At 72.9% G+C, this 10875-nt stretch carries 11 protein-coding genes and 1 pseudogene; 10 read left to right on the forward strand and 2 right to left on the reverse strand.

Annotated elements, in window-relative coordinates; all coding sequences use genetic code 11:
- Positions 1 to 254: 254 nt before the first annotated feature.
- From I3F58_RS28290 to I3F58_RS28320, 7 genes are all read left to right on the forward strand, one after another.
- Complete coding sequence (locus tag I3F58_RS28290; RefSeq protein WP_240111571.1) at positions 255 to 1064, forward strand: VOC family protein; 810 nt, start codon at positions 255 to 257, stop codon at positions 1062 to 1064.
- Positions 1065 to 1155: 91 nt separating this feature from the next.
- On the forward strand, positions 1156 to 1851 hold the full coding sequence (locus I3F58_RS28295) for an ester cyclase (protein ID WP_240111562.1): 696 nt from the start codon (positions 1156 to 1158) through the stop codon (positions 1849 to 1851).
- Between the two features lie 138 nt (positions 1852 to 1989).
- Positions 1990 to 2412: a hypothetical protein gene (locus I3F58_RS28300; protein WP_240111563.1), complete on the forward strand. Its 423-nt coding sequence runs from the start codon at positions 1990 to 1992 to the stop codon at positions 2410 to 2412.
- A gap of 153 nt (positions 2413 to 2565) precedes the next feature.
- Positions 2566 to 3537, forward strand: a complete 972-nt coding sequence (locus I3F58_RS29705) for an RICIN domain-containing protein (protein WP_240111564.1) — start codon at positions 2566 to 2568, stop codon at positions 3535 to 3537.
- Between the two features lie 139 nt (positions 3538 to 3676).
- Complete coding sequence (locus I3F58_RS28310; RefSeq protein WP_240111565.1) at positions 3677 to 5074, forward strand: FAD-binding oxidoreductase; 1398 nt, start codon at positions 3677 to 3679, stop codon at positions 5072 to 5074.
- A gap of 383 nt (positions 5075 to 5457) precedes the next feature.
- Positions 5458 to 5910: a YbhB/YbcL family Raf kinase inhibitor-like protein gene (locus I3F58_RS28315; protein ID WP_240111572.1), complete on the forward strand. Its 453-nt coding sequence runs from the start codon at positions 5458 to 5460 to the stop codon at positions 5908 to 5910.
- Between the two features lie 20 nt (positions 5911 to 5930).
- Complete coding sequence (locus I3F58_RS28320) at positions 5931 to 6386, forward strand: archease (protein WP_240111566.1); 456 nt, start codon at positions 5931 to 5933, stop codon at positions 6384 to 6386.
- A 13-nt stretch (positions 6387 to 6399) separates the two neighbouring features.
- On the opposite strand, the gene I3F58_RS28325 is transcribed toward I3F58_RS28320, so the two are convergent.
- The gene (locus I3F58_RS28325; RefSeq protein WP_240111567.1) at positions 6400 to 7821 is read right to left on the reverse strand and encodes an RtcB family protein; all 1422 of its coding nucleotides are present in this window, start codon (positions 7819 to 7821) and stop codon (positions 6400 to 6402) included.
- Positions 7822 to 8058: 237 nt separating this feature from the next.
- Between I3F58_RS28325 and I3F58_RS28330 the strand changes: the two genes are divergently transcribed.
- The gene (locus I3F58_RS28330; protein ID WP_240111568.1) at positions 8059 to 8445 is read left to right on the forward strand and encodes a hypothetical protein; all 387 of its coding nucleotides are present in this window, start codon (positions 8059 to 8061) and stop codon (positions 8443 to 8445) included.
- Here I3F58_RS28330 and I3F58_RS28335 read toward each other — a convergent pair.
- On the reverse strand, positions 8435 to 9214 hold the full coding sequence (locus tag I3F58_RS28335; RefSeq protein WP_240111569.1) for a response regulator: 780 nt from the start codon (positions 9212 to 9214) through the stop codon (positions 8435 to 8437). The two genes, I3F58_RS28330 and I3F58_RS28335, sit on opposite strands and share 11 nt — an antisense overlap.
- 274 nt (positions 9215 to 9488) lie before the next feature.
- Between I3F58_RS28335 and I3F58_RS28340 the strand changes: the two genes are divergently transcribed.
- Entirely contained in the window at positions 9489 to 10508 is a 1020-nt protein-coding gene (locus tag I3F58_RS28340) for a tripartite tricarboxylate transporter substrate binding protein (RefSeq protein WP_240111570.1), read from the forward strand.
- Between the two features lie 21 nt (positions 10509 to 10529).
- A pseudogene (locus I3F58_RS29520) lies at positions 10530 to 10875 on the forward strand (hypothetical protein); the annotation flags it as partial.

Here is a 10875-nt window from a genome sequence, read left to right on the forward strand (position 1 = left end):
CATCGTGGTGACGGGCAAGACCCGGTCGGTGGAGGCGTTCGCCGAACTGAGCTGACCCGACCCGGGGTGACAGCCGAACCGAGCCGACAGCCGGGCGAGCCGGGACGCCGCCCGGCCGGGCCGCTCGGCGCGCGGCCCGGCCGGGCCGCTCGGCGCGCGGGTGGGGCGGGCGCTGGTTAACGTGACATACCGGGCCCGTGAAGTACCGGACCACCGCTGTCACGTATCACTCGCGCATGGGTAAGGGGATCGTCATGGCCGGAATGCCCGAGGGCACGCCCTGCTGGGTGGACGCGATGTTCACCGACCTGGAGGGGGCGAAGGGCTTCTACGGAGACGTACTCGGCTGGACCTTCGGAGAGGCCTCGTCCGAGTTCGGCAACTACACGCAGGCCTACGTCGACGGCAAGGCGGTCGCCGCCGTCGTACCGCCCATGCCGGGCCAGGAGGGGCAGGCGCCGCCGTCCTCCTGGTGCCTGTACCTCGCGTCCCCGGACGTGCAGGCGACCGCCGCCAGGATCCGCGAGAACGGCGGGCAGATCCTCATGGAGCCCATGCAGGTGGGCGACTTCGGGTCGATGCTGCTCGCGCGGGAGCCGAGCGGCACGACGTTCGGCGTGTGGCAGGCCGGACAGAACAAGGGCTTCGAGGCGACGGCGCCGGTGCCGGGCGCGTACTGCTGGGCCGAGGTGTACACCCGGGACGCGGACACGGCCGACCGCTTCTTCCGCGCGGTCTTCCCGTACTCGGCGCAGAAGATGCCGGACGACAGGATGGACTTCCAGGTCTACAACCTGGGCGAGGACACGGTCCTCGGCCGGATGCGGATGGACGAGAACTTCCCCGCCGAGGCCCCGCCGTACATCAACGTCTACTTCACCGTGGCCGATGTCGACGCGGCGCTGGGCCGGGCCACGGCACGCGGCGCCAAGCTGCTCTTCGGGCCCATGGACAGCCCGTACGGCCGGTTCGCGGCGCTGATGGACCCGCAGGGCGCGCCCTTCTCGCTGATCGACGTCACCACGACGGAGGGCGAGATGCCGGAGATGACGGACGTCCCCTGATCGGAGCCGACCGTCTCCGATCAGGACATACCACCCAAACCGGATTACGGTTGAAGCATCCGTTCGGAGCACTGAGCAGGAGGCGGGTCTCATGACGTTCGTGCAGGTCATCGACTGTCGCACCCAGCGGGCCGATGAACTCAACAAGCTGATGGACACCTGGGTCGCGGCGACCAAGGGCAAGCGGACGGCCACGCACTCGATCGTGGCGAAGGACCGCTCGGACGCGTCGCATGTCGTCGAGATCGTCGAGTTCCCCTCGTACGAGGAGGCGATGAAGAACTCGCACCTGCCCGAGACGGACCGGATCTACCGCGAGCTGGTCGCCCTGTGCGAGGGCGAGCCGTCGTTCACGGACCTCGACGTGGTCCGCGACGAGCAGCTGAACAAGGCGCTGGCGCGGGAGTTCTGCGAGACGCTCGTCAACCGGGGCGACATGGACGCGGCGTACAAGATGTGCACCGCCGACTACGTCGAGCACGACCCGTCGATGTCCTCGTACGACCTGTCGGCATCGCAGGTCAAGGCGGAGAACCAGGAGATCCTGACGGCGTTCCAGCCGACCCTGCGCCTGGAGTCGCTGTGCGCCGAGGGCGACCAGGTGTGCTGCCGGTTCAGCTACAGCGGCCGGCACGTCGGGGCGTTCCAGGGCATCGAGGCGACGGGCCGGGAGATCTCCGGCACCGGACAGGTGACGTTCCGCTGCGAGGGCGGCAAGATCGCGGAGAGCTGGTGGAACACGGACGACCTCGGGCTGATGCGCCAGCTCGGCGTCGTGGAGGGCTGACGGCCGCGGCCGTCGGTTGACGGCCGGAGCGGCTGAACGGGTGCCTGAGCCGGGCGCCGCCCGCGTACCCCGCCCCGCCGGGGCCTGCGTGTCGGTACATTCCGGCGCGAAACCGCAGGTCGGGCGAGGGAGTCGGAGATGGTACGTCGGGGAAGTGGCCGCGCGCTCGCGGGGATCGCCGCGCTGTGTGCCGCGGTGGGCGGCATCGGGGCGGCGGTCCCCACCGCTCTGAGCACGGTACGGGTGGACAGCGCGGCGGCCGGGCCGGAGGGGCGTACGGCGACGGTGAGCTACACGTACCGGTGCGCGCCCGAGGAGCGGGCGGTGAGCCTCGCGGTCCGGGTCGTCGACCGCACGACGGGCGCGGCGTCACCGCTGACCCGCCTGCGGGAGCCGCAGGGCTGTGACGGCGACTCCCACACGCGCGCGACCGAGGTCACCGCCTCCGGGGCCGAGGAGGGCTTCCACGCCGGGGACGGCGTCGTGGTGCGGGTCCTGATGAACGGAACCGGCAACTCCGTTATGTCGGTGGCGGCTTCCCGGGCCATGGTGCTGCGCTGAGCCGGTCACTCCGTACGATCGTCGCACTGTACTGTCGCGGGGATGCGACGGGCATGACGAACGGGACGGCGTGAGGAGCCAGGGGTGAACCACCGCCAACCACACGGACACGAACCGTGGTTGGGGCCGGAGGCCCCGTGGCCCGACCCTCGCGTGCACCCGCGGCAGTGGGATCCCGAGGCGACGACGCTGCTGCCGCCGACGGGGGCGGAGGGTTCTGACGCGACGACGGTCCTGCCGCCGGTGGCGGGCGCGGACCCGGAGGCCACGACCGTCCTGCCGCCCCTGGCGGGCGGCACCGTACCGGGTGCGGACCCGGCTGCCCCCCTGGACGCGACGCGGGCGATGCCGCCGGTCGTGGACGAGCCGTATCCCGGCGCTCCGGCAGGCCCGGCGGTCCCGGGCCCCCGCACGGGCGGTCGGCGGGCCGCCCGCCGACGGAGGCAGAAGCGGCGGTCGCACAGTCCGCTGCCCTGGGTGGCGCTGGCGGCCTGCGCAGCCGTCGGGCTGGCCATCGGCGGCGTGCTCAGCCTCATGGACGGCGGGAACGACACGGCCGCCGCCGTCGCGTCGACCCCGGCGCCGGTGGCCCCGACGCCGACCGTCTCGGCGGCGCCCGACCCCGAAACCGACACGACCACCGTGTCGACGTCCTCGTCACCCGCGGATGCCGAACCCACGTCGACCGCGCCGCCCGTGCCCAGCGGCCGGTTCGTGCTGGTCGACCCGGCCACGGGACGGGCCGTCGACATCGAGGCCGAATCCGTCGAGGACGGCGCACCCGCCATCCTCTGGGACCGCCACGGCGGGCCCAACCAGCAGTGGTTCTTCAGCGACCTGGGCGACGGCCACGTCCAGATCCGCGCCGCCCACTCCGACCTCTGCCTCGCGGGAGCCGACCCGCGCGGCCCCGGGGCGGCCGTCGTGCAGCGCCCCTGCGCCCCCGACAACATCGCCCAGCGCTGGCAGCCGACCGCGCCCGCCGCGTCCGGCCCCCACACCCTGACCCTCCAGGGCACCGGTCTCGTCCTGGCCCCCGCCGCCCCGGACGGCGGCGCCCCCCTCCAGCTCCGGCAGCCGGACCCGTCGACGGCACAGGGCTGGTCGCTGGAGGCGGCCGCCTAGCACGTCATGCGGTGCCCGGCGGGCGCCGGCGCCGACCACGGTGAACACCGCTCTGTGAGCCCCGTTGACCGGTGGCCGTAGCTCCTCGGCGGTGGGACGCTGGGAGGGAGAGCCTGGCCGGTCGGCTCGGGAGCCGCGTATGAACACCGCTGTCGCCCCCCTCGACCCCGCCGCGCTGCACGATCTCGCGGAGGGTTTCGCCGGGCGGCTCGTCGAGCCCGGGGCCGGGGGGTACGAGGAGGCCCGGAGGGTCTGGAACGGGTCGGTCGACCGGCGACCCGCGCTGGTCGCGTACTGCACCGGTGTCGCGGACATCGCGGCCGTGCTGCGGTGTGTGCGGGTGACCGGGCTGCCGCTCGCCGTGCGGAGCGGAGGCCACAGCTTTCCGGGACTGTCGGTCGTGGACGGCGGGATCGTCCTCGACCTGTCCGCGATGCGGGGGGTGCGGGTCGATCCCCGGGCGCGGACCGCGCGGGCGCAGGCGGGGGTGCTGCTGGGCGAACTCGACCGGGAGACGCAGTACTTCGGGATGGCCGTGCCCGCCGGGATCGTGACCCACACGGGACTCACCGGGCTGACGCTGGGCGGGGGGATCGGCTGGCTGGAGCGGGCCTACGGGCTGACGGTCGATCAGCTTCTGTCCGTGGACCTGGTCACCGCCGACGGATCGTTCGTCACGGCGGACGAGCGGCGCGAACCCGAGCTGTTCTGGGCGCTGCGCGGCGGGGGCGGGAACTTCGGTGTGGTCACGGAGTTCACCTTCCGGCTCAACCCGGTCGGGCCGGCCGTCCTCGCGGGGCCGGTCCTGTGGGCCATGGAGGACTCGCCGCGGGTCCTGCGCTTCTACCGGGACTGGATCACCGACGTGCCGGACGCGCTCACCACCATCGTCGTCCACCGCAGGGCGCAGCCGCTGCCGACGATCCCGCCGGAGCTGCACGGGCGGCCGGTGGTCGCGGTGATCTCCTGCTACGCGGGAGACGTGGAGGAGGGCGAGCGGGTCCTGCGGCCGTTGCGGGAGTTCGGCGCGCCCCTCGTGGACCTGTGTCAGCCGAAGCCCTACCTGCGGCACCAGGCGATGTTCGACCCGTCGTTCCCGCACGGCTGGTCGTACTACGTCAAGTCGTGTGACGTCGACCGGCTCACGGACGAGGTCATCGACACGACGGTCGCGCACTGCCTGCGCATGGAGTCGCCCGAGTCCTCGGTCGGGATCTTCCAGCTCGGCGGCGCCGTGGCGCGGGTGGGGGAGGACGACACCGCGTTCGGCGGACGGACCGCCGGCCACACCTTCAACATCAACGGCAACAGCGCCGATCCGGGGCGCTTCCCGGCCGAGCGGCGCTGGGCCCGCGGCCTGTGGGAGGCGCTGCGGCCCCACCACACGGGCGTGTACGTCAACTTCCTGATGGACGAGGGGGAGGGCCGGGTGCACGAGGCCTACGGGGCAGGGAAGCTGGCGCGGCTGCGGGCTGTGAAGCGGGCGTACGATCCGGGGAATCTGTTCCGGTCGAACCAGAACATCACTCCGGCCTGACCTGACCGGGCGGTGAACCCCGGTTGTGATGCGGCCTCGTGACGAAGCCCCCGGTGCGCCGGGGGCGTCAGGCGACCTACGGAGCGGGCTCCCTGCGCCGGTATTGCCCGGATCAGGTGATGGGGGTCGCCTTCCCGTCGTACGGCACCAACCATGCCGTACGGCCTTCCGGCCTCTCAGCCCGACCGTCGACGTCGGCCCTAGCCGAAGCCAACCTTCAGCACTTCGACTTGAGTCGGCTACTCCGGTTGAGCTCCCTCGCTCGTCCCGTAGGTCTGACTTTCATAATAACTCCGGGCAAGAGGAATGAAAGGGGGCAATCCATGATTTTCTGCGCAAGGCGGTGAGGCATGGTGCGCGGTTGCGTGGGTACCCCGGGCGGCATGGCCGGTATCGAGCTGATGAGCGCCGCGTTCGAGGACCACGAGCCGATCTCGCGGCGGTACGCGCTGGAGGGCGAGGACATGTCGCCCCCGCTGTCCTGGTCCGGAGTGCCGGACGACGCGTCCGAGCTGGTGCTGATGTGCGAGGACCCGGACGCCCCGACGGGCACGTTCCTGCACTGGGTGGTCGTCGGTATCGACCCGCACAGCAGCGGCACGGAGGCGGGCAGGCTGCCGCCCGGCGGAACGCCGCTGGTCAACGGCTTCGGGCAGCGCCGCTGGGACGGTCCGCACCCGCCGCCCGGCGATGACGCGCACCGGTACTTCTTCCGCCTGTACGCCCTCCGGGAGCCCTGCGTGCTGCCCGACGCCCCGACGGCCGAGCAGGTGCACCGGGCCGTGGAACCGCGCGAACTCGCCAGCGGCACGCTGGTGGGCGTGTACCGGCGCTGAGGCCCGGGGCAGGCCGGCCGATGTGTGCGCAGCCGCCCGTCGCCCCGGGGCACCGGCCCCGGGGCGAGGCCGGGCACCGCACGGTCCCGCACACCGCGGACGTGCGGATCGAGGCGTGGGGCGCGACCCGGGAGCAGTGCCTGGGGGAGGCGGTGCTGGGCCTGGTGGACAGCTTCGTGGACGTGACGGAGGCCCGCGCGAGCGCCGTACGGCAGGTGCGGCTGCCGGAGGAGAGCGACGACGACCTGCTGGCGTCCCTGCTGGAGGAGGTCGTGTACCGCCTCGACGTGTACGGCGAGGTGCCCGTGGACATCGAGGTCGAGTCCATGGACGGCGGCCTCGACGTGCGCCTCGCGGTCGCGGACGTGTCGGCGCTGCCGGTCATCGGATCCGTGCCGAAGGCCGTGTCGTGGAACGACCTGCGGATGGCGCGGGATCCCTACGGATGGTCGTGCGCGGTCACGGTCGACGTGTGACCCCGAGGGCGGTTCAGCCCTTCACCACCCCCAGCGGCACCAGGCGTGCGACCTTGCGGCACAGGCCCGCGCCCTCACTGGCGTCGACGACGGCGGTGACGTCCTTGTACGCCTCGGGGGTCTCCTCCGCGAGGCCGCGCAGGGACTTGGGGCGTACGGCGATGCCGTCGGCCTCCAGGCGGGCCCGGAGTTCCCGGCCGCCTGTCGTGCGGGCGGCCTGGTGGCGGCTCATGACCCGCCCCGCGCCGTGGCAGGTGGAGTGGAAGGCGTCGCCGCCGGGGACACCGGTCAGGACGTAGGACGCCGTGCCCATCGTGCCCGGGATCAGCACTGGCTGCCCGGTGTCCCGCAGGTCCTCGGGGAGGTCCGGGTGCCCCGGCGGAAACGCCCGGGTCGCGCCCTTGCGGTGGACGCACAGCCGCCGCTCCCTTCCGTCCACGGAGTGGGTCTCGATCTTGGCGAGATTGTGGGAGACGTCGTACACGAGGCTGAGCCGCACGCCGCCGGTCTCCCGCCGGAGGACGCGCCGTGCGGCCTCGGAGAGGAGCTGGCGGTTGGCCCGGCCGTAGTTCGCGGCGGCTGCCATCGCGCCCAGGTAGTCGCGGCCCTCGGGTGAGTCGACGGGCGTGCAGGCGAGCTGCCGGTCCGGCACGGTGATCCCGTACCGGGCCATCGCGCGGTCCATGAGCCGCACATGGTCGGAGCAGATCTGGTGCCCCAGCCCCCGGGACCCGCAGTGGATCATGACGCAGACCTGCCCGGCGGTGATCCCGAAGGCCGCGGCCACGTCCGCGTCGAACACCTCCGCCACCTCCTGCACCTCCAGGAAGTGGTTGGCCGAACCGAGGCTTCCGACCTGCGCGAGGCCGCGTTCCCGGGCCCGGTCGCCGACCTGTGCCACGTCGGCGTCCCCGACCGCGCCCCGGTCCTCGCAGCGCGCCAGGTCCCGCTCCTCCCCGTGCCCCCGCTCGACCGCGTAGCGCGAGCCGCCCCGGAGGATCGCCTCCAGTTCGGTGCCTCCGGCGATGTGCCACACCCCGCCGGGACCGGCCCCGCGCGGGACCGCCCGGCCCAGCGCGTCCATCACCGCGCGCAGGCGGGGGCGCAGTTCCGCCCGGCCGCAGTCGGCGGCCAGCAGCCGGACCCCGCAGGAGATGTCGAAGCCGACCCCGCCGGGCGAGACGACCCCGCCGTCCTCCACGTCGGTGGCGGCCACACCGCCGATCGGGAACCCGTATCCCCAGTGGATGTCGGGCATCGCGTACGAGGCGCGGACGATGCCCGGGAGGGTGGCGACGTTGGCGACCTGCTCCAGCGACTGTTCGGCGTCGCGGAGCAGCTCGCGGGACGCGAAGACCACACCCGGCACGCGCATGCCGGGGCGGGGGCCGAGGCGGAAGCGGTAGGGCCGCTCCTGCACCACGTCGGCGTCCATGGCGCCCTCCCGTGAGGGGTGCCCCCTCGTTCCACTGTCCGCCGCGCGCGGGGACCTGGCAAGCACACGCGGGGATCCGCGGCCGGCTCACCTCCGCCCCCTCCGGTGAACCTGACGGGGCGGCAGAGTCACGACTCCGCAAAGCAATCACGGGGGCGGACGTCAAGGTCCGGTTTGCGCCATCCGGGGGATGTAGCGTTCGTGTTCGAGCATGTACACGTCTTCGAAGGATCCTTCATGACCACTCCGCAGCCGCCCTTCCCCGAGCAGCCGGCCGAGCCCACCGCGCCCGCCGAGCCCAAGAAGAAGGGCATCGTCAAGAAGATCCTCAGCGTGGTCGTGCTGCTCGTCGTCGTCGCCGCGGTGAAGTTCGGCATCTCGTACGTCTTCACCGGGCCGACGCACGCCGAGGCCGGTGACTGCGTCCAGGTGACCGGTCCGGACAACGACCCGAAGGTCGAGACGAAGGAGTGCTCCGAGGGCGGCCCCGACCTCTACAAGGTCGTGAAGGTCGTCGACGACACCTTCGACCACACCAAGTGCGGTGACGCGGGCGAGTCCGCGCTGGCCCAGCAGTGGAACTCGGAGCAGTTCGTACTCTGCCTGGACCCCGTCAAGAAGTAACCGGCGCGGCCGGTGACGAAGGGGCCGCCCCCGGCCGGGGGACGGCCCCTTCGCCATGTCCGGAACCGGAATGCCCGGGACCCGCGATCGTCCAGTGGTAGCGGCGTTCCGGGCGCCCCGTCGTGCCGTAGCGGAGGGTGACCCGGGCCTGGCCGGTGGTGGTGAAGAATTCCAGGTAGCGGCGGGCGCTGACGCGCGAGAGGCCGGTGGCCGCCGCGCACTCCGAGGCGGAGAGGCCGTCCGGGCGGGCGTGCAGGGAGGCGCGTACCAGGTCGGCGGTCTGGGTGGTGACGCCCTTGGGGAGAGGCGGGGCCGCGGCGGCCGGGGGCGGCGTCGCGGCGAAGACGCGGTCCATGTCGGCCTGGGCCGGCGCGGCGATCGAGGCCAGTTCGGTCCGGCGCTCGGCGTACTGGCGGAGGCGTTCCTGGAGGACGGTGCCGTCGAACGGCTTGATGATGTAGTGCACGGCCCCTCCGCGCAGTGCGCCCTGCACCGTCGCCGCGTCCCGGGCCGCGGTCACCACCAGGACGTCGGCCTCCGCGCCGGCCGCCTCCCCGGCCCGCAGCTCCCGCAGGACGTCCAGGCCGCCGATGTCGGGCAGGTAGATGTCCAGCAGGACCAGGTCGGGGCGCAGCTCGCGGACCGCCCGCAGTGCCTCCGCGCCGGTGCGTGCCTCGCCGGCGACGGTGAAGCCCGGGACCCGTTCGACGAGCGCGCGGTGCACCCGGGCGACCATGAAGTCGTCGTCGACGATCAGTACGCGGATCACGGGGCCTCCCTCCGCCCGGCGGCTGTGGTGGGGGCGATTGTGCACCGCCGGGTTCCGGCGCGTCACCGCCTGCGCGGGAACCGATGCCGCACCGATGCCGACGGGCCGCCCGGCCGTGAACACAACGAACACAAGGTTCGATAGGGCCAATAGCTGCACAACGCGCGCATGCCTTCCGGTGGCCTTCGCCCCGCTGCTTCCATACGCGGCGTCGACGCGCCCCGCAGCAGCCTGAGCCGGTGGGCGCACTCCCGAGAGTGATGCTGGAGGAAGCGTGTTCCGCTCAGCCCCCCGAGCAGCCACGGCGGCCCTCGCCGCCGGCTGTGCAGCCGTCCTGCTCACCGCGTGCGGCGGGCAGCAGTCCAGCGGTGCCGGAAGCGACGGCGCCGGATGGAAGCCCAGCAAGCCGATCGAGTACGTCGCCCCCGCCGGCACCGGCGGTGGCTGGGACACCCTGGCCCGCACCAGTGCCCGTGTCCTGGACCAGGAGAAGCTGGTCGGCACGCGCATGCGGGTCGTGAACAAGCCGGGCGGCGGCGGCGCCGTCGGCTGGTCGTACATCGCCCGCTTCCCCGGCGATCCGCACAAGCTGTTCGTCACCAGCCCGCCCATCCTGCTGGTGCCGCTCGCCGGGGAGTCCCGGCAGTCCTACGACGACTTCACCCCGATCGCCCGGCTCAACACCGAGCCCCTCGTGTACGTGGTGAAGGCGTCGTCGCCGTTCAAGAGCTTCAAGGACCTGGCGGCCGGGCTGAAGTCCGACCCCAAGAGCGTCAGCATCGCGGGCGGTTCCGGCCCGGGCAGCCTCGACCACGTCGGCCTCGCCGGTGCGGTGAAGGCGGCCGGGGCGAACCCCGCCGAGGTCACCTACGTGCCGTTCGACGGCGGCGGCGAGGCCCTGACGGCCCTGCTCGGCGGCCACGCGGACGCGGCGGTCGCCGGGGCGTCCGAGGTGACCGGCCTGGTCAAGTCCGGGGACCTGAGGGTGCTGGCCGTCTCCACGAAGGACCGGTCCGCGATCCTGCCGGACGCGCCGACCCTGACGGAGTCGGGGGTGCCGTACGTCTTCGACATCTGGCGCGGCGTGATGGGCCCGAAGGGGCTCAGCAAGGCACAGGTCGCGTACTACGAGAAGGCGTACCGGGACATGGTCGGCTCGGCGTCCTGGAAGAAGGAGAGCGAGAAGCTCGGCTGGACGGACGCGTACCTCGGCAGTGAGGAGTTCGACGCCTTCCTGCACGAGCAGAACAAGGAACTGAGCTCCATCCTTACCGACGTCGGCCTGAACAAGTAGCGGGGGCGGGCGGCGATTCCCATGCGGCACTTCCGACTCTCACAACGGGCGCTGGCGGTCTTGCTGGCCGTCTTCGCGGTGGCGTACACGGTGCAGGCGTACCGCATCCCCGAGTTCACCGCCGTACAGGTCCCGGTCCAGCCCGGGACCCTTCCCCGCGGCCTGGGGCTGCTGTTGCTGTTGCTGGCGGCGGCGCTGTTCCTCCAGCGCCCGCAGGGGGACGGAGGCGGGGCGCCGGGGACGGAAGCGGAACCCGTGGCCGGGGCCGGCGCGGCTGACGCCGGGCACGAGGCGTCAGCGGGGCCTGCGGCCGAGACCCAGGGCGCCGGGGCCCCGGCGGGCCCCGGGCCCGGGGCCTCCCCGGAGC

It is taken from the genome of Streptomyces sp. MUM 203J, assembly GCF_022414595.1.
Taxonomy (GTDB): domain Bacteria; phylum Actinomycetota; class Actinomycetes; order Streptomycetales; family Streptomycetaceae; genus Streptomyces.

Coding starts and splice junctions, on each gene's coding strand:
- I3F58_RS28290 (WP_240111571.1), top strand. CDS start 255: ATGGCCGGAATGCCCGAGGGCACGCCCTGCTGGGTGGACGCGATGTTC.
- I3F58_RS28295 (WP_240111562.1), top strand. CDS start 1,156: ATGACGTTCGTGCAGGTCATCGACTGTCGCACCCAGCGGGCCGATGAA.
- I3F58_RS28300 (WP_240111563.1), top strand. CDS start 1,990: ATGGTACGTCGGGGAAGTGGCCGCGCGCTCGCGGGGATCGCCGCGCTG.
- I3F58_RS28310 (WP_240111565.1), top strand. CDS start 3,677: ATGAACACCGCTGTCGCCCCCCTCGACCCCGCCGCGCTGCACGATCTC.
- I3F58_RS28315 (WP_240111572.1), top strand. CDS start 5,458: ATGGCCGGTATCGAGCTGATGAGCGCCGCGTTCGAGGACCACGAGCCG.
- I3F58_RS28320 (WP_240111566.1), top strand. CDS start 5,931: ATGTGTGCGCAGCCGCCCGTCGCCCCGGGGCACCGGCCCCGGGGCGAG.
- I3F58_RS28325 (WP_240111567.1), bottom strand. CDS start 7,821: ATGGACGCCGACGTGGTGCAGGAGCGGCCCTACCGCTTCCGCCTCGGC.
- I3F58_RS28330 (WP_240111568.1), top strand. CDS start 8,059: ATGACCACTCCGCAGCCGCCCTTCCCCGAGCAGCCGGCCGAGCCCACC.